Origin of the sequence: Paracoccus sp. MC1854 (genome assembly GCF_014164635.1) — a bacterium.
Lineage (GTDB): Bacteria > Pseudomonadota > Alphaproteobacteria > Rhodobacterales > Rhodobacteraceae > Paracoccus.
Map to the genome: position 1 here is coordinate 196,531 of NZ_JACJFU010000004.1, position 18,068 is coordinate 214,598.

At 66.3% G+C, this 18,068-nt stretch carries 19 protein-coding genes and 1 pseudogene; 11 read left to right on the forward strand and 9 right to left on the reverse strand.

All coding sequences use genetic code 11. The annotated features are described in order from the left end of the window. The 7 genes from H5395_RS05515 to H5395_RS05545 form a co-directional block, all read right to left on the reverse strand. Positions 1-417, reverse strand: a complete 417-nt coding sequence (locus tag H5395_RS05515; protein ID WP_182791499.1) for a succinate dehydrogenase, hydrophobic membrane anchor protein — start codon at positions 415-417, stop codon at positions 1-3. 11 nt (positions 418-428) lie between these two features. Next, on the reverse strand, positions 429-818 hold the full coding sequence (gene sdhC, locus H5395_RS05520) for a succinate dehydrogenase, cytochrome b556 subunit (protein WP_182791500.1): 390 nt from the start codon (positions 816-818) through the stop codon (positions 429-431). Between the two features lie 163 nt (positions 819-981). Next, positions 982-1,851: an endonuclease/exonuclease/phosphatase family protein gene (locus tag H5395_RS05525; protein ID WP_182791501.1), complete on the reverse strand. Its 870-nt coding sequence runs from the start codon at positions 1,849-1,851 to the stop codon at positions 982-984. Continuing rightward, positions 1,848-2,885 (reverse strand): MaoC family dehydratase, encoded by a 1,038-nt coding sequence (locus H5395_RS05530; protein WP_182791502.1) that lies wholly within the window; start codon positions 2,883-2,885, stop codon positions 1,848-1,850. Before H5395_RS05530 ends, H5395_RS05525 begins: the two co-directional genes overlap by 4 nt. A 5-nt stretch (positions 2,886-2,890) precedes the next feature. Next, positions 2,891-3,097, reverse strand: coding sequence for a DUF1737 domain-containing protein (locus H5395_RS05535; protein ID WP_182791503.1), 207 nt, complete (start codon positions 3,095-3,097; stop codon positions 2,891-2,893). 2 nt (positions 3,098-3,099) lie between these two features. Further along, positions 3,100-3,645: an NnrU family protein gene (locus H5395_RS05540; protein WP_182791504.1), complete on the reverse strand. Its 546-nt coding sequence runs from the start codon at positions 3,643-3,645 to the stop codon at positions 3,100-3,102. A 39-nt stretch (positions 3,646-3,684) separates the two neighbouring features. Further along, positions 3,685-4,524: a CoA ester lyase gene (locus H5395_RS05545; protein ID WP_182791505.1), complete on the reverse strand. Its 840-nt coding sequence runs from the start codon at positions 4,522-4,524 to the stop codon at positions 3,685-3,687. Positions 4,525-4,705: 181 nt separating this feature from the next. Between H5395_RS05545 and H5395_RS05550 the strand changes: the two genes are divergently transcribed. Next, positions 4,706-5,233 (forward strand): ferritin-like domain-containing protein, encoded by a 528-nt coding sequence (locus H5395_RS05550; protein ID WP_200559404.1) that lies wholly within the window; start codon positions 4,706-4,708, stop codon positions 5,231-5,233. A gap of 4 nt (positions 5,234-5,237) precedes the next feature. Here H5395_RS05550 and H5395_RS05555 read toward each other — a convergent pair whose 3' ends face one another. Then, positions 5,238-5,984: a sulfite exporter TauE/SafE family protein gene (locus H5395_RS05555; protein ID WP_370576390.1), complete on the reverse strand. Its 747-nt coding sequence runs from the start codon at positions 5,982-5,984 to the stop codon at positions 5,238-5,240. Positions 5,985-6,110: 126 nt separating this feature from the next. Here H5395_RS05555 and mdh point away from each other — a divergent pair, with 126 nt between their 5' ends. The 10 genes from mdh to H5395_RS05605 all read left to right on the forward strand — a co-directional run bounded on the left by mdh (position 6,111) and on the right by H5395_RS05605 (position 17,498). Beyond that, entirely contained in the window at positions 6,111-7,073 is a 963-nt protein-coding gene (gene mdh, locus H5395_RS05560) for a malate dehydrogenase (RefSeq protein WP_182791506.1), read from the forward strand. A 250-nt stretch (positions 7,074-7,323) separates the two neighbouring features. Continuing rightward, positions 7,324-8,517, forward strand: a complete 1,194-nt coding sequence (gene sucC / locus H5395_RS05565; protein ID WP_182791507.1) for an ADP-forming succinate--CoA ligase subunit beta — start codon at positions 7,324-7,326, stop codon at positions 8,515-8,517. A 23-nt stretch (positions 8,518-8,540) separates the two neighbouring features. After that, positions 8,541-9,047, forward strand: coding sequence for a hypothetical protein (locus tag H5395_RS05570; protein ID WP_182791508.1), 507 nt, complete (start codon positions 8,541-8,543; stop codon positions 9,045-9,047). An 18-nt stretch (positions 9,048-9,065) separates the two neighbouring features. Then, positions 9,066-9,950: a succinate--CoA ligase subunit alpha gene (gene sucD / locus H5395_RS05575; RefSeq protein WP_182791509.1), complete on the forward strand. Its 885-nt coding sequence runs from the start codon at positions 9,066-9,068 to the stop codon at positions 9,948-9,950. Positions 9,951-10,059: 109 nt separating this feature from the next. Continuing rightward, entirely contained in the window at positions 10,060-13,026 is a 2,967-nt protein-coding gene (locus H5395_RS05580) for a 2-oxoglutarate dehydrogenase E1 component (RefSeq protein WP_182791510.1), read from the forward strand. 1 nt (position 13,027) lies between these two features. Then, complete coding sequence (gene odhB, locus H5395_RS05585; protein WP_182791511.1) at positions 13,028-14,617, forward strand: 2-oxoglutarate dehydrogenase complex dihydrolipoyllysine-residue succinyltransferase; 1,590 nt, start codon at positions 13,028-13,030, stop codon at positions 14,615-14,617. A gap of 55 nt (positions 14,618-14,672) precedes the next feature. Next, positions 14,673-14,933 (forward strand): hypothetical protein, encoded by a 261-nt coding sequence (locus H5395_RS05590; RefSeq protein WP_182791512.1) that lies wholly within the window; start codon positions 14,673-14,675, stop codon positions 14,931-14,933. Next, positions 14,930-15,328, forward strand: coding sequence for an MAPEG family protein (locus H5395_RS05595; protein ID WP_182791513.1), 399 nt, complete (start codon positions 14,930-14,932; stop codon positions 15,326-15,328). Before H5395_RS05590 ends, H5395_RS05595 begins: the two co-directional genes overlap by 4 nt. Positions 15,329-15,422: 94 nt before the next feature. After that, the gene (gene lpdA, locus H5395_RS05600; protein ID WP_182791514.1) at positions 15,423-16,811 is read left to right on the forward strand and encodes a dihydrolipoyl dehydrogenase; all 1,389 of its coding nucleotides are present in this window, start codon (positions 15,423-15,425) and stop codon (positions 16,809-16,811) included. A 204-nt stretch (positions 16,812-17,015) separates the two neighbouring features. After that, a complete protein-coding gene (locus H5395_RS05605) occupies positions 17,016-17,498 on the forward strand; it encodes a lytic transglycosylase domain-containing protein (RefSeq protein WP_182791515.1) in 483 nt (160 codons plus the stop codon). A gap of 190 nt (positions 17,499-17,688) precedes the next feature. Here the strand turns inward: H5395_RS05605 and H5395_RS05610 are convergent. After that, a pseudogene (locus H5395_RS05610) lies at positions 17,689-18,068 on the reverse strand (integrase core domain-containing protein); the annotation flags it as partial.

Here is an 18,068-nt window from a genome sequence, read left to right on the forward strand (position 1 = left end):
TCAGTGGACGACGACGGTGGTGATGGAACCGACCGCCGGGGACAGCGCCATGCGGGCCAGCGCATAAACGGCGGCGGCGATCACGCCCCAGGCGAAAAGCTGGACGGCGATCAGCGCGACCCGGCGTTCGGTATGGGCGGCATAGTCGTCGATCATGATGCGGGTGCCGCCCATGTAGTGCAGCATCCCCACGATCAGGAACAGCGCCGTGACGATCGCCGGATATGGCTGGCTGAAATAGGCGAAGACCGCGTGATGCGGCAGGCCGATGGCCGAGGCGATCACGAAGATGAAGGCGGGCGTCAGGATCAGCAGCGCGACCGAGCTGACGGTCATCGACCAGTGCTGTGCGGTGCCCGTGCTTGGACCTGCCGCGCCCAATCCGCGGGCGGCCTTGCGGGGGGTGATGTAGCGCATGGACGATCCCCTCAGAATGCGAACATGAAAGCGGTGATCAGCGTCAGCACCACCGAGCCGATGATGATGACCCAGCTTGCCCGCTGCGCGTCGTCGCGCGTCATCAAGAGGCCCGCGTCATAGAAGAGGTGCCGCACCCCGGCGAGGAAGTGGAACCACAGCGCCCAGGCCGAGCCGAACAGGATCAGGTAGCCGATCCAGCTGCGCAGCACCCAGTCGGCGGTGGCAAAGGCGCGCGGGCCGGTGGCGGCCGCGACCAGCCACCAGACGATCAGCAGCAGCCCGGCCATGAGGGCCTGCCCGGTGATGCGGGTCATGATCGAGGTGACCGCCGCCATCGGCAGCCGATAGACGCTGAGATGGGGCGAAAGCGGGCGATTGCCGCGGGGGATGTCCGCCATGGGCGCTCCTGTCCGAAAAGCGCGGGCCAAGCTGGCGCGCGGGCTGGCTTGAAACTGCTGGTCTCTCTAGACATCCTTTCGTCCGTGTCACGGGTTTGTTCAAGTCCCGCCGTGTCACGGACGATGTTAGCGTCGGTTGTGATCACAAGATCATAGCTAGTGATCACAACCTGCCATTCAGATTCACCACCTGCCCGCGATGGTCCGAGCCGAACCATGGCCGCATGATGGCTGCTGCCGACCAGTTGGCGGGTGCAAGGACATGGTCAATGGCGATGGGCAGCCCGCCAAGCAGAAATGTCGGCCGCACCGGGCCCGCCCGTTCCGTCCCGGTGGCAGTGGCAACGCGCGAAACGATGTACGACCACGGGACGGCATTGAAGTCGCCTCCAAGCACCACCGGCTCTGCCAGACGGGCGAGCTGCGACAGAACACGCTCCACCTGCGCGGCCTGACCATAGGGCCATGGCCAGCCGAGGTGGAGTGACACGACCGTGACCGCGCCTTCGGGTGCAAGCACGCGGACCGAGGCCATGCCGACGCCGGTGGCGCAATTGGGTTTCGCGGCAAAGGGCCAGCGCGACAGAATCGCGACGGTGCCCGGCGTCGGTGCCGGGCAGACCACCTGATACGGCATCTCGCCGGCAAGCGCGATTGTCACGCCCGCGTTTGTCCGGCTGACCTCTTGCAGCAGCGCGACGTCGGCGCGGGCCTGCAGGATGTCGGCGGCAATGCCCGAAGGATCATCGACCGAATGCAGCAGGTTCTTCTGGTAGACGATGATCTGCGGCACGAGCGGGGCCAGCGGCCTCATCGCCCAGAGGATCGGCGCCAGCGCCAGCGCCCCCAGGGCGGCCGCAAGCCAGCCCGCACCCCCGCGCAGGACAAGACCGCCAAGCACCAGCACCGCCGCAAGGAACGGCCGCCCGACCGCCAGCGAATCGCCCGCCGGATGCAGCTGCCCGGCATAAGAGGCGGCCAACAGCAGCACCCCCGCGACCAGCGCGGCGCGTCCGAGCCTGCGCCACCTCACAGCGGCATCAGCACCCAGTAATCGAGATCCAGCAGGACATGGGACGCATAGCGCCCGTCCTCGCGCTTCAGCGTCAGGTTCCCCGGCTCGCCCTTGTGGGCGACCAGCCGCAGGCGCAGGGCGCCGATGCCGGGCGCGTTGGTCGGCGCGCGGTCCAGCACCTCGGACCATGCCCGCACGGTGTCGCCGGCGAAACAAGGGTTGGCGTGGGCGCCCGCGTTCAGCGCCACGATCATCTGCGCGTTGGCCAGCCCGTTGAAGGACAGCGCGCGGGCAAGGCTGATGACATGGCCGCCGTAGATCAGCCGGGCGCCATCGTCGCGGAAGGTCGCGTCGAAATGCACCTTGGCGGTGTTCTGCCACAGGCGGGTGGCGAGCATGTGCTCGGCTTCTTCCACCGTCACGGCGTCCACGTGGTCAATAACCTCGCCCACCTGATAGTCGCCCCAGCGGTGCGGCTCTCCGGCAAGGGTGAAGTCGTAGTCGCTGAAATCCAGCCCGTCCGGGATTACCAGCGCCTGCGGCAGCACCACGCGGTCAAGGCGCGGCACGATCTCGTCGGGCGCGGGGCTCGCGGCCTCGCGCTTGCGGACCATGACCCAGCGGACATATTCCAGCACCGGCACGTCGCGCTGGTTCAGGCCGCGGGTGCGGACATAGACATTGCCCGAGGTGCCGTTCGAGTTCTGCTTGAGCCCGATCACCTCGGATTCCGCCCGGATCGTGTCGCCGGGCCAGACTGGTTCCAGCCAGCGCCCCTCGGCATAGCCGAGATTTGCCACCGCGTTCAGCGAGATGTCGGGGACGGTCTTGCCGAAGACGGAATGGAAGGCGATCAGGTCGTCCATCGGCGCGGCGGGCAGGCCGCAACCGCGGGCGAACTCGTCCGAGGAATGCAGCGCGTGGCGGGCGGGATAAAGCGCGTGATACAGCGCCCGCTCGCCGCCCGAGACGGTGCGGGGGACGGCGTGACGGATCACCTCGCCGACGCGGTAATCCTCGAAGAATCGGCCCGGATTGGTCTTGGTCGCCATCGTCATCACTGCTCGCCCAGCTTCATGCCGGGGTGATAGGCGGCCGCGATCTCCTTGGTGACACCCTGCGCGCAGCGCATGACGCCCCGGACGGGATCAAAGGCGATCGAGGGCGCGCCGTGCAGCATCCAGCCCTTTGACAGCGCAAGGCTGACCTTGTGGCAGAAGGCCGAAGTGTCGTCCTCGGTCAGCAGGCGGTAGATCGTTGGCATCCTCAGGCTCCGAAGGGGTTGGGGCCGACGAGGCCATGGATCAGGCCGACGACCAGATAGACGACCAGTGCGCCGACGGCCGCCATGACCTCTTTCCGCATCACGGTCCGGTGCGGGGGACGGACCCAGTTCGGCTCGGCCCGGTTGATTACGGCCATCTCGACCAGCGCCCACAGCAGCAGGCCGCCGAACAGCACGAAGGACGGCAGGTCGCCGTTCGTCAGAAGATGCGCAAAGGCCCAGAGCGAAAAGCCGGTCAGTTGCGGATGCCGCATCTGCGTGCCAATGCGGTTCTTGATCCCCGCCGAGGCGAAGAGGAAGAAGGCCACCAGCACCAGAAGGTTGTTGATTCCCTTCAGCGCCGGGCCTGCCGCCCACCAGATCGTCGCATCGGCCTGCTGGTAGCCGATGGTCATCAGCAGCACCGAAACGACCAGCGCCCCCGCGACCACACCCTTGCGCCGGCTGTCCGGCAAGGGATGCGCCGCCATACGTTTATAAAGATGCGCGCCCCACCAGAGCGCGACGCCAAGGATCAGCAGGATCATGCGGGGACATCCTTCATGCGAGTTCGCGCCACCCTGCCATCAGCCCGCCAGCGCGGCAATCGCCTGCGCTTTCGTCAGGGTCCTGCGGGCGGTTTCCACATGCAGGTTCTCGACGATGCGGCCATCGACGACGGCCACGGCCTTGCCCTCGGCAATCGCGGCCTCATAGGCCTCGATCTGGCGGCGGGACAGGTCCACCTCGGCCTCGGTGGGTGCAAAGGCCGCGTTGGCGATGTCGAGCTGCGCCGGATGGATCAGGGTCTTGCCGTCGAAGCCCATGTCGCGGCCTTGCTGGCATTCGGCACGCAGGCCCTCGTCGTCCTTGAAGGCGTTGAAGACCCCGTCCACGATCACGAGACCATGCGCCCGCGCGGCCAGCAGGCACAGGCCCAGGCCCGTCTGCATCGGCAGCCGGTCGGGGCGGTTGCGGCTGCCCAGTTCCTTGGCAAGGTCGTTGGTGCCCATCACCATGCCCTCAAGCCGCGGATGGGCGGCGATGGCGGCGGCGTTCAGCATCCCCAGCGCGGTTTCCATCATCGCCCACAGGGGCGTCTCGCCGGTCAGCGCGGCGACCGCGTCCAGATCCTCGGGGCGGCTGACCTTGGGGACCAGCACCGCGTCGGCGCCGGTCGCGAAGGCGGCCGCATCGTCGCGGCCCCATTCGGTGTCGAAGCCGTTGATCCGCACGATCCGCGCCCGCCCGCCGTAATCCTGCGCCAGCGCATGACGCAGCAGATCGCGGGCGCCGGGCTTCTCGGCGGGCGCCACCGCGTCCTCGAGGTCGAAGATGATCGCGTCGGCGGCCAGCGTGCGGGCCTTTTCCATGGCGCGCTGGTTGGCGGCGGGGATGTAAAGGACCGAACGATAGGGGCGCGACATGACGGCAGGCTCTCTCACTTGCTGGATGACGGGGGAATGAGTGCCCCGTGACGCCCCCGGCGGCAAGACCATATGCTGCACTGCGGCGAATTTAGATTTTGTCAGGGGCGGGAAACCCATCGCGCCCTCGCGGCTTTCCCCTGTCTGGACCACCCACGCATCAACCCGAGAGGACACGAACATGGCGACCGAACAGATGGGACTGACCGACCTGCTCAAGCACGGGCTTGAGGACATGTATTACGCCGAGGCGCGCATCCAGAAGGCCCTGCCCAAGATGATCGCGGCGGCGCAGGACGAGGAACTCAAGAGCGGACTGGAAAAGCACCTGGAAGAGACGGCTCAGCAGATCACCATGCTGGAGGAAGCCTTCGAGGCGATGGGCGAAAAGCCACGGTCCGAGAAATGCGACGCGATGGACGGCATCCTCAAGGAAGGCGATTCGCTGCTGAAGGATTTCGGCGGCACGGCGGCGGGCGACGCGGCGATCATCTTTTCCTGCCAGGCGGTCGAGCATTACGAGATCGCCCGCTACGGAAGCCTGCGCGCCTATGCCGAGCTTCTGGGGCTGGAGCAGGTCGCCGAGATCATGTCCGACATCCTTGAACAGGAGGAAGCCGCCGACGACCTGCTGTCCGAGATCGCCGAAGAGCGGGCCAACCCCACCGCCGCCGGAACCTCGTCCGAGGATGACGAGGACGACGAGTGAGCCGCTACATCACCGCGTCGGCGATCAGCTTCAGCGACACCGCCAGCAGCGCCCAGGTGATGAACAGGTAGAAGGCCCGCTGCGGAATCCGCCGCACCAGCCAGACACCTACGAAGACGCTTGCGGCCGCGACCGGGATCATGGTCGCGGCCTTTCCCAGATTTGCCGCCCCCAGTTGCCCCAGCGCCGCATAGGGGACCAGCTTCACCAGATTCACCACCGCAAAGAAGACCGTGACAGTGCCGGCATAGGTCTGCGGGCCAAGCCGCAGCGGCTGGACATAGATCTGATAGGGCGGCCCGCCCGAGTGGCTGACGAAGCTGGTGTAGCCCGTGACCGCCCCCCAGCCGGTGCCGCGCAGCCAGTCGGGCTCGCGCGGGGCTGCATCCTCGGGCGCAGGGCGCAGCAGGGTCATCACCGCGAACCAGGCGCCGATCACCCCCACGATGCCGCCGACCCAGGCGTCGTCCACAAGGCTCGCCGTGGCCCAGCCCAGCGCGACCCCCGCCACCGCGCCGGGCAGCAGGCGGGTGACCACGCGGCGGTCCCAGTGGCGGCGATAGGCGATCAGCCCGAAGGCGTCCGACACCACATAGACCGGCAGCAGCAGCCCCGCCGCCTGCACCGGCGACATCGCCAGCGACAGGATCGGCACCGCCAGCATCCCCACCATCGCCAGCCCGCCCTTTGCCAGCCCCACCAGCGCCGAAGCAAGCGCCAGAAGCAGCCAGCCCCCGACCGTCAGATCCACGTCCCACCCCTGTCGTTTCACCGCATTCCGGGCCTGCGGGCAGCCGTCCGCGCCGCTCTACGCCTTGCGCGAGGGCGGGCAAAGGGTCTATCGCGGCCCCGACCCATCAGCCAAACGGAGGACTCCATGGCCCGTCCCAAGATCGCCCTCATCGGCGCCGGACAGATCGGCGGCACGCTGGCGCATCTCGCCGCCATCAAGGAACTGGGCGACGTCGTCCTGTTCGACATCGCCGAGGGCACGCCCCAGGGCAAGGCGCTGGACATCGCGCAATCCGGCCCCTCCGAAGGCTTCGACGGCAGCTTCAAGGGTACCAGCGACTATGCCGACATCGCGGGCGCCGACGTCTGCATCGTGACCGCGGGCGTGCCGCGCAAGCCGGGGATGAGCCGCGACGACCTGCTGGGCATCAACCTCAAGGTCATGAAGTCCGTGGGCGAGGGCATCAAGGCCCATGCGCCCGACGCCTTCGTCATCTGCATCACCAACCCGCTGGACGCGATGGTCTGGGCGCTGCGCGAGTTTTCCGGCCTGCCGCATGAAAAGGTCGTGGGCATGGCGGGCGTGCTGGATTCGGCCCGCTTCCGCCACTTCCTGAGCCTCGAATTCGGCGTGTCCATGCGCGACGTGACGGCCTTCGTTCTGGGCGGTCATGGCGACACGATGGTGCCGCTGGTCCGCTATTCCACCGTCGGCGGCATCCCCCTGCCCGACCTCGTGAAGATGGGCTGGACCACGCAGGAGAAGCTGGACGCCATCGTCCAGCGCACCCGCGACGGGGGGGCCGAAATCGTCGGCCTGCTGAAGACCGGCTCGGCCTTCTACGCGCCCGCGACCTCGGCCATCGAGATGGCGGAATCCTATCTCAAGGACCAGAAGCGCGTCCTGCCCTGCGCGGCCTATGTCCAGAACGCCTACGGGCTTGACGGGATGTATGTCGGCGTTCCGACGGTGATCGGCGCCGGTGGCATCGAGAAGGTCATCGAGATCGAGATGAACGCCGAAGAGCAGGCGATGATGCAGAAGTCCATCGAGGCGGTGAAGGGCCTCGTGGAAGCCTGCAAGGGCATCGACAACTCGCTGGCCTGAACCCTCGCCTCTGCCTCGGAACGGCAAGGGCCGCCCTTTTCGGGGCGGCCCTTTCTTTTAGCGCGGACGAAGCGGGAGGGCTTGCCCGAGCGGCTGCATACAATAGCACATCAACAGTGTGATCACACGCCGATGGCATGTGATCACGGAACTTGGAAAAACTGCGGCCTTTCACCAAAAGCGGAACGCGCGGCTTTGCTTTGCACGCGCGTTCTGGCACATGAACGCGAGTTTCCCTGCGAGGTTCCCGATGAACATCCACGAATACCAGGCCAAGGCGCTGCTGAAGCAATACGGCGCGCCGGTGTCCGAGGGCCGCGCGGTCCTTTCCGCCGACGAAGCCGAAGCCAAGGCGCGGGAGCTGCCCGGCCCGCTCTGGGTCGTCAAGTCCCAGATCCACGCGGGCGGGCGCGGCAAGGGCCGGTTCAAGCAGACGCAAGCCGGCGAAAAGGGCGGCGTCCGGCTGGCCAAGTCGGTGGACGAGGTCGTGGAAAACGTCCGCGCCATGCTCGGCTCGACGCTTGTCACCCACCAGACCGGCCCTGCCGGCAAGCAGGTGAACCGCATCTATGTCGAGGACGGTTCCGACATCGCGCGGGAACTGTATCTCGCGCTGCTGGTGGACCGCTCAACCTCGCGCATCAGCTTTGTTGCCTCGACCGAGGGCGGCATGGACATCGAGGAAGTCGCGGCCTCGACGCCTGAGAAGATCGTCAGCTTCTCGGTCGATCCGGCCACGGGCCTGTCGGACTTCCATGGCCGCAAGGTGGCCTTCGCCCTTGGGCTGGAAGGCGATCAGGTCAAGCAATGCGTGGCGCTGGTGAAGCTGCTGTATAAAGCCTTCGTCGAGCGCGACATGGAGATGCTGGAGATCAACCCGCTGATCGTGACGGAAGCGGGGCAGATCAAGGTTCTGGACGCCAAGGTCAGCTTCGACAACAACGCGCTGTATCGTCAGAAGGACGTGATGGCGCTGCGCGACGAGACTGAGGAAGACCCCAAGGAACTCGAAGCCTCGAAGCACGACCTGAACTACATCGCGCTGGACGGCGAGATCGGCTGCATGGTGAACGGCGCCGGGCTGGCGATGGCGACGATGGACATCATCAAGCTGTATGGCGCGGAACCGGCGAACTTCCTGGACGTCGGCGGCGGCGCGTCCAAGGAGAAGGTCACCGAGGCCTTCAAGATCATCACCTCGGACCCGAACGTGAAGGGCATCCTCGTCAACATCTTCGGCGGCATCATGCGCTGCGACATCATCGCGGAAGGCATCATCGCCGCGGTGAAGGAAGTGGGGCTGCAGGTCCCGCTGGTCGTGCGGCTGGAAGGCACGAACGTGGACCTCGGCAAGCAGATCATCCGCGAGAGCGGGCTGAACGTGATCCCGGCAGATGATCTTTCGGACGCGGCCGAGAAGATCGTGAAGGCGGTCAAGGGCTGATGTTACCTGCCGCTCTCAATGCAATGTTCGCAGTTGTCGCGCTGGCGGGCCTGACCGCCTGCGCCACGGACAACGACGCGAACTTCGCCGAGCGGCAAGAGCTTGCCAATACATCCCCGCTTCTCGCCGTGCCGAAAGCGACTGGCCGCAGCCTGACCGGGAACTTCGAGCGGTTCTGCATTAAGGGTAGCGCCGATGCGAATGACCGGGCGGCGCGGCTGCGGGCGGCCGGCTTCGTTCCCGATGGCGGCTGGCGCGATGGGCTGCGGCAGTTCGTGGCCAACGACTTGCGCCCTGCGGTGCGGATTTCGAGGGACGGCAGGCTGTGCGCCGTCCGCGCCCGTGCCCAGACCGGGCAGAACGCGGAAATCCACAAGTCGATGGCCGCGTGGTTCCCGCAGGCCCGGCTGCTCAAGGACAGTGGCACGGAACAAATCTGGCAGGTCGGGCCGAACGAAGGGATCGCTACCGCGCGCAATTCCCTCGGCCACCATTTCAATGAAATCATGCTGGCGCGTATCCAGCTGTAAGACCGACAAGGACACGGAATGGCCATTCTCGTCGACAAGAACACCAAGGTCATCACCCAGGGCATCACCGGCTCGCAGGGGACCTTCCACACCGAGCAGGCGATCGCCTATGGCACGCAGATGGTCGGCGGCGTGACCCCCGGAAAGGGCGGCACGACGCATCTGAACCTGCCGGTCTTCAACTCGGTCCACAAGGCCGTTGAACAGACCGGCGCGAATGCCAGCGTGATCTACGTCCCCCCGCCCTTCGCGGCGGACTCGATCCTTGAGGCGATCGACGCGCAGGTGCCGCTGATCGTCTGCATCACCGAAGGCATCCCGGTGCTGGACATGATGAAGGTCAAGCGCGCGCTGGAAGGCTCGTCCAGCCGCCTGATCGGGCCGAACTGCCCCGGCGTCATGACGCCCGACGAATGCAAGATCGGGATCATGCCCGGTTCCATCTTCAAGCGCGGCCGCGTGGGCGTCGTTTCGCGGTCCGGCACGCTGACCTATGAGGCGGTCAAGCAGACCTCGGACGTGGGCCTCGGCCAGTCCTCGGCCGTCGGCATCGGCGGCGACCCGATCAAGGGGATGGAGCATATCGACGTGCTGGAAATGTTCCTGGCCGACGACGAGACTGAGTCGATCATCATGATCGGCGAAATCGGTGGTTCGGCCGAGGAAGAGGCGGCGCAGTTCCTCGCCGACGAGAAGAAGCGCGGCCGCTGGAAGCCGACCGCGGGCTTCATCGCGGGCCGTACCGCGCCCCCCGGCCGCCGCATGGGCCATGCGGGCGCCATCGTCTCGGGCGGCAAGGGCGACGCGGAATCGAAGATCGAGGCCATGAAGGCCGCCGGCATCATCGTGGCCGACAGCCCCGCGGGCCTCGGCGAGGCCGTGCTGAAGGCGATGGGCCGCTAAGGCAGTTGATAACGCGCCGCCCCGGCTTAGGTTGGGGCGGCAAGACTTTCCCCCGGGCGCGGCGAAACGGCCCTGCCCTTCACAAGGCCAAGCCGGTCAGGTGTCCGTCATGAACGATCAATCCCCGAACTCCGCCTTCCGCGATTCGTCCTTCCTGCAGGGGGCGAACGCGGCTTACGTGGAACAGCTCTATGGCCAGTGGGCGAAGGATCCGGCCGCCGTCGATCAGGCCTGGGATGAATATTTCCGCAGCCTCGGCGACAGCGAGGCCACCGTCACCCGCGGCGCCAGCGGCGCAAGCTGGGCACGCCCCGACTGGCCGCCGATGCCCTCGGACGAGAACACCGCCGCGCTGACCGGAGAATGGCCGATGGCGACCGAGGCCGAGGCCAAGGCCGCGATCAGGAAGATCACCACCAAGGCCGAAGAAAAGGGCGTGTCGCTGTCGGACGAGCAGTTGCGCCGCGCCGTGCTGGACAGCGTCCGCGCGATCATGCTGATCCGCGCCTATCGCATCCGTGGCCACCTGCACGCCGATCTGGACCCGCTGGGCATCCGCGAGGTGCCGCCGCTGGGAGAGCTTGACCCGGCGACCTACGGCTTCACCTCGGGCGACCTCGACCGGCCGATCTTCATCGACAACGTGCTGGGGCTGCAGGTCGCATCCATCCGCCAGATCTCCGATCTGATGAAGCGGACCTATTGCGGCACCTTCGCACTGCAGTTCATGCACATCTCGGACCCCGAGCAGGCCGCCTGGCTGAAAGAGCGGATCGAGGGCTATGGGAAAGAGATCGCTTTCACCCAGGAGGGCCGCAAGGCGATCCTGAAGAAGCTGGTCGAAGCCGAGGGCTTCGAGAAGTTCCTCCATGTCAAATACATGGGCACCAAGCGCTTCGGCCTGGACGGGGCCGAGGCGCTGATTCCGGCGATGGAACAGATCATCAAGCGCGGCGGAGCGCTGGGCGTGAAGGAGATCGCCATCGGCATGCCCCACCGCGGCCGCCTGTCGGTGCTGGCCAACGTGATGGAAAAGCCCTATCGCGCGATCTTCCACGAATTCCAGGGCGGCAGCTACAAGCCCGAGGACGTGGACGGCTCGGGCGACGTGAAATACCATCTCGGCGCCTCGTCGGACCGAGAGTTCGGCGGCAACAGCGTGCACCTGTCGCTGACCGCGAACCCTTCGCACCTCGAGGCGGTGAACCCGGTCGTGCTGGGCAAGGTCCGCGCCAAGCAGGACCAGTATAACGACCACATCGACCGCACCAGCGTCATCCCGATCCTGCTGCACGGGGATGCGGCCTTCGCGGGCCAGGGCGTCGTCGCGGAATGCCTGCAGTTGTCGGGCATCCGCGGGCACCGGACAGGCGGGACGATCCACATCATCGTCAACAACCAGATCGGCTTCACCACCGCGCCGCATTTCAGCCGGACGAGCCCCTATCCGACCGACATCGCCCTGATGGTCGAGGCGCCGATCTTCCACGTCAACGGTGACGACCCCGAGGCCGTCGTCCATGCCGCCCGCGTTGCGACAGAGTTCCGGCAGAAGTTCCGCAAGGACGTCGTCCTCGACATCTTCTGCTATCGCCGCTTCGGTCACAACGAAGGCGACGAGCCGATGTTCACCAACCCGGCGATGTACAAGCAGATCAAGTCGCACAAGACGACGCTGCAGCTTTACACCGAGCGGCTGGTCAAGGACGGCCTGATCCCGGAAGGCGAGATCGAGGACATGAAGGCCGCCTTCCAGGCCCATCTGAACGAGGAGTTCGAGGCCGGCAAGGTCTTCAAGCCCAACAAGGCCGACTGGCTCGACGGCAAGTGGTCCGGCCTCAAGCCCGAGGGCGAAGACTATCACCCCGGCGAGACCGGCATCCCGGCCGAGACGATGACGGCGGTGGGCGCGGCGCTGACGCGGGTACCCGACGGCTTTGACCTGCACAGGACCGTGGGCCGGTTGCTGGAAGCCAAGAAGCAGATGTTCGAGACCGGGCGCGGCTTCGACTGGGCCACCGGCGAGGCGCTGGCCTTCGGCAGCCTGCTGGCCGAAGGGCATCCGGTGCGCCTGTCGGGGCAGGATTCAGCGCGCGGCACCTTCAGTCAGCGTCACTCTGCCTTTGTCGACCAGACGGCCGAGGACCGCCATTACCCGCTGAACCACATCCGCGAGGGGCAGGCGCGATACGAGGTTATCGACTCGATGCTGTCGGAATACGCGGTTCTGGGCTTCGAATATGGCTATTCGCTGTCCGAGCCGAACGCGCTGGTCATGTGGGAAGCCCAGTTCGGCGACTTTGCCAACGGCGCGCAGATCATGTTCGACCAGTTCATCTCGTCGGGCGAAAAGAAGTGGCTGCGGATGTCGGGCCTTGTCGTCCTGATGCCGCATGGCTTCGAGGGTCAGGGGCCGGAACACTCCTCGGCCCGGCTGGAACGCTGGCTGCAGATGTCGGCCGAGGACAACTGGATCGTTGCGAACCTGACGACTCCGGCCAACTACTTCCACATCCTGCGGCGGCAGCTGCACCGCAGCTTCCGCAAGCCGCTGATGCTGATGACGCCCAAATCGCTGCTGCGCCATCCGCTGGCGGTTTCCACGGCCGAGGAGTTCCAGACCGGCTCGACCTTCCACCGGGTGCTGCATGACGACGCGGAACGCGGCAAGGTGGACTTCCAGCTTGCCCCGGACGACCGGATCCGCCGCGTCGTGATCTGCTCGGGCAAGGTCTATTACGACCTGCTGGCCACCCGGAACGAGGCGGGGGCGGATGACGTCTACCTGCTGCGGCTGGAACAGTTCTATCCCTTCCCCGCGCAGTCGATGTCCAAGGAGCTTGAGCGGTTCAAGCAGGCCGAGATCGTCTGGTGCCAGGAGGAACCCAAGAACCAGGGCGCCTGGAGCTTCGTGGAACCGAACCTTGAATGGGTCCTGCACCGCGTCGGCGCCAGCCATCCCCGCGCCCGCTATGTCGGCCGGGTCGCGCAGGCCTCGGTCGCGACGGGCCTCGCCAGCCGCCACAAGGTCGAACAGGACACGCTGGTCCACGACGCCATCACGATCGGAGCCTGAGATGACCACCGAAGTCCGAGTGCCTGCGCTGGGCGAAAGCGTCAGCGAGGCGACCATCGCCACATGGTTCAAGAAGCCCGGCGATGCCGTCGCGGTGGACGAGATGCTGTGCGAGCTGGAAACCGACAAGGTGACGGTCGAAGTCCCCTCGCCCGCCGCCGGGGTTCTGGCCGAGATTGTCGCGGCCGAGGGGGAGACGGTGGGGCCGAACGCGCTCTTGGCGCAAATCGACGAGGCCGGGGCGGCATCCGCCCCGCGCGACAATGCAACCGCGGCGGTCCAGCCCGCCCAACAGACCGCAGACAGGGGTGAGCCGAAGATGGCCGGGAAATCCGTTGACGTGATGGTGCCGACGCTGGGCGAAAGCGTGACCGAGGCGACGGTCGCCACCTGGTTCAAGAAGCCGGGCGACGCCGTGCAGCAGGACGAGATGCTCTGCGAGCTGGAAACCGACAAGGTGTCGGTCGAGGTTCCCGCCCCCGCCTCGGGCGTGCTGGCCGAGATCCTGGCCGAGGAAGGCGCGACCGTGGACGCCAAGGCGCGGCTGGCCATCATCACCGAGGGCGCGTCGGCCGGGGCGTCTGGTATCGCCGGGCCGGGCGATGTCCCCGTCAGCGATCCGAACAAGCGGATCGAGGCGGCCGACAAGGTCGGCTCGCCCGGCGACGGTCCCGAGCAGGTGGTCCTGCGCAGCGATGTCGAGGACGCGCCGTCCGCGAAAAAGGCGATGGCCGAAGCCGGCGTCAGCCGCGATCAGGTCACGGGTTCGGGCCGCGACGGCCGGGTGATGAAGGAAGACGTGGCCCGCGCGGGTTCCGCCCCCGCGCCGCAGCGGTCCGAGGCGCCGCAGCCTGCCCCTGCCCCCCGCGCGCCCTCCTCGGCCGAGGATTCGCGGCGTGAGGAGCGGGTGAAGATGACCCGCCTGCGCGCGACGATTGCCCGCCGGCTGAAGGACGCGCAGAACACCGCCGCGATGCTGACCACCTACAACGAGGTGGACATGTCGGCGATCATGGACATCCGCAGCGAGTACAAGGACCAGTTCGAGAAGAAGCACAAGGTCAAGCTCGGCTTCATGTCCTTCTTCGTGAAGGCCTGTTCCCACGCCCTGAAGGAAGTCCCCGAGGTCAATGCCGAGATCGACGGCGGCGACGTCGTCTACAAGAACTTCGTCCACATGGGCGTGGCGGTGGGCACCCCGAACGGCCTCGTGGTCCCGGTCGTGCGCGACGCCGACCAGAAGTCCTTCGCCGGGATCGAGAAGGAGATCGGTGAACTCGGCGCCCGCGCCCGCGACGGCAAGCTGACCATGGCCGACATGCAGGGCGGCACCTTCACCATCTCGAACGGCGGGGTCTACGGCTCGCTGATGTCCTCGCCGATCCTGAACCCGCCGCAGTCGGGGATCCTCGGGATGCACAAGATCCAGGACCGCCCGGTCGTGGTCGGCGGCCAGATCGTGATCCGCCCGATGATGTATCTGGCGCTGAGCTACGACCACCGGATCGTGGACGGCAAGGGCGCGGTGACGTTCCTCGTGCGCGTGAAAGAGGCGCTGGAGGACCCCCGCCGCCTGCTGATGGACCTCTGATCCGGTCCGGGGCGTTCTCGCCGGGAATGCCCCGATCCGAAGAAAGGACCATGCCATGACCAACCAGATCATCGCCCGCTACGACATCGCCGACTACGCCCAGTTCCGGGCCGAGTTCGACGCCGACGCCGAGGACCGCGGCAACGCCTCGCTGTCGGTGCTGCAGATCTGGCGCGAGGGCACGGGCCGGGTCTGGGTGCTATATCAGGTCGCGGACGGCAAGCGCGCGCTCGACTATCTGCAGGGCGCGGGCCAGGTTTTCAACGGCCGCGCCGGCGTGCAGGATGCCGAGTATCACGTGGTGCAGACGGCATGATCCCACCCTCGCCCGAGCTTCTGGTCCTCGGCCTCGCCGCCATCCTACAGGCGGTCCAGATCGGGCTGGCCGGATGGTCGATGGGCCAGGACGGGCTGCAGCAGTGGAACGTGGCGCCGCGTGACCGCGAGCCGCAGTTCTCTGCGCGCACCAGCCGCTTGCGCCGTGCGGTGAACAACCACTTCGAGGCGCTGGCCTTCTTCACCATCGCGGTGGTGCTGGTCCAGTTCACCCAGTCGAACACCGGCTTCACCGCTGCCTGCGCCTGGGCCTACCTGCTCGCCCGCATCCTCTATGTCCCGGCCTATGCGCTCGGCTGGTCGCCCTGGCGCTCGCTGATCTTCGGGGTGGGTTTCCTCGCCACGATGCTGATGATCCTGACCGCGCTGTTCTGAATTCGGGCGGTCTCAAATATCCCGCGGGATCGTCCTATGCGACGATGGGGGTGCGAAGCCCCCGGTCCGGCGGCCATGAACAAAGGACAAAGTGATGTATGATCTGATCGTCATCGGCGCCGGCCCCGGAGGCTATGTCTGCGCCATCCGCGCCGCCCAACTGGGGCTGAAGGTCGCCTGCGTCGAAGGGCGCGAGACGCTGGGCGGCACCTGCCTGAACGTCGGCTGCATCCCGTCCAAGGCTTTGCTGCACGCCAGCCACATGGCCCATGAGATGCACGAGAACTTCGAGAAGCTCGGCCTGATGAACGCGACAGCCGACATCGACTGGGACCGGATGCAGGGCTACAAGACCGAGACGGTCGGCACCAACACTAAGGGCATCGAGTTCCTGTTCAAGAAGAACAAGATCGACTGGCTAAAGGGCTGGGCCTCGATACCCTCCCCCGGCAAGGTCAAGGTCGGAGACGCCGAGCATGAGGCGAAGAACATCGTCATCGCCTCGGGTTCCGTCTCGACCGCGCTGAAGGGGGTCGAGGTGGACAATGACGCCGGCATCGTCGTCGATTCCACCGGCGCGCTGGCGCTGAAGAAGATCCCCGAAACCATGGTGGTGATCGGGGCGGGTGTGATCGGGCTGGAACTCGGCTCGGTCTTCAGCCGGCTCGGCACGCAGATCACGGTGGTGGAATATCTTGACGCCATCACCCCCGGCATGGACGGCGAGGTGCAGAAGCAGTTCCAGCGCATCCTGTCCAAGCAGGGCCTAAAGTTCATCCTTGGCGCCGCTGTCTCGGGGGTCGAGACAGCCGAGGGCCGTGCAACCGTCACCTATACGCCCAAGAAGGGCGGCGAGGCCCAGACGCTTGACGCCGAAGTGGTGCTGGTCGCCACCGGCCGCCGCCCCTATCACGACGGCCTCGGCCTCGACGCGTTGGGTGTGCAACTGACCGACCGCGGTGAGATCGCCATCGACAACCACTTCGCCACCAGTGTTCCGGGCGTCTACGCCATCGGCGACGCGGTGCCCGGCCCAATGCTCGCCCACAAGGCCGAGGACGAGGGCATGGCCGTGGCCGAAATCATCGCCGGCAGGCATGGCCATGTGAACTACGACGTGATCCCCGGCGTCATCTATACCGCGCCCGAGGTCGCCTCGATCGGTCTGACCGAGGAAGGTGCAAAGGCAACAGGCCGCAAGATCAAGGTCGGCAAGTTCCCCCTGATGGGCAACGCGCGGGCCAAGGCGATGCTGCAGGCGGAAGGCTTCGTGAAGCTGATCGCGGACGCGGAAACCGACCGCATCCTCGGCTGCCACATCATCGGCCCCGGCGCGGGCGAAATGATTCACGAGATCTGCGTGGCAATGGAGTTCGGCGCGGCTGCGCAGGATGTGGCGCTGACCTGCCACGCGCATCCGACCGTCAGTGAGGCGGTGCGCGAAGCGGCACTCGCCTGCGGCGACGGGGCGATTCACGTCTGATCGGAAGGGAAAGGCCGGGCGGTGCCCGGCCTGGCCTCCGGCGAGGATATCTGGGCCAGAAAGAAGCCGAGGAGCTTGCAACTTCTCGGCGAATTCTTGCCGATGGAAGCTTGCTAGAGGGGCGGGGTTCCGCTTTGAGGCTGGTGCGATGGATGGGGGTCGCTATCGTCCGGCGCAACCATAACAGAACTCGTCAGGACAGTGATGACCCCTACGATCACCCGCATCGGCGCCTTGGCGCTGGTCACGGCGCTTGCGGCTTGCGGCGGGGGCAATCCCGAGAGAATGTATCTTGTCCAGCCTCGCATCAGCCAAGCCGCCTTACATCCGAACGAGACGCGCGAACTGCGAGCGCTGATTCAGAAATACTCGGCTGCTTATGGTGTTCCCGAGGAACTGGTCCACCGCATCGTGATCCGCGAAAGCCGTCATCGCCCCGGTGCCCGCAATGGTCCCTATTACGGGTTGATGCAGATGCTTCCGGCGACTGCACGCGGGATGGGCTATCGGGGCTCGCCCGCGGGGCTGCTGGATGCGGAAAACAATCTGAAATATGGAGTCAAATACCTGCGCGGCGCCTATATGGTCGCCGACGGTAACCATGATGCCGCCGTGAAATGGTATTCCCGCGGCTACTACTACGAGGCCAAGCGCAAGGGTCTGCTGGAAGCAACCGGGCTGCGCTGACGCTTGTGGACCAAGTGAGCTCCCATCTTTGTCTGGAGATATCTGGTCACATATCTCACGGAATATTTGTAAATATCGTGCGTTGTGGCCTGTAATACCCACAGAAAATTTTCAGGTTTGGCGTTAATAGAATGTTGTGGCCTGGTTTTCTATTTCCCTTGATTAGTTGTAACATCCCATGTGACACTTGGTGCATGACGGGTCCTGGCGCCATGCTCGGGGTGGCCGGGCAAGCGGCTCCGGGTGGCGAAGGCGGTCCCTGCGGGACCTCGGGAGCGGGGGGCCGCTCGCCCGGGGAGGAATGCGGGCGCTTTGTGGTGCAAGGGCGGCGCCCCGCCGCGAGGACGATCTTCGCCTCGGCGAGGCTGCAGAGGATGTCGCCGGTGAGCCGCTCGTCGCGCAGCTTGGCGGTGAAGCTCTCGCAGCGGCCCGTCGTCGGGCACACAGTCCCCCGGACCGTTTCCTGATCCTCCTCCCTCCCCGGGGGATCCAGGCTCGACAGAGGCCGTTCCGGCGCCGGCCGCGGCGATCCGGTCGCGCAGCGCGGTGGCCACGAACGCCGGGCCGTTG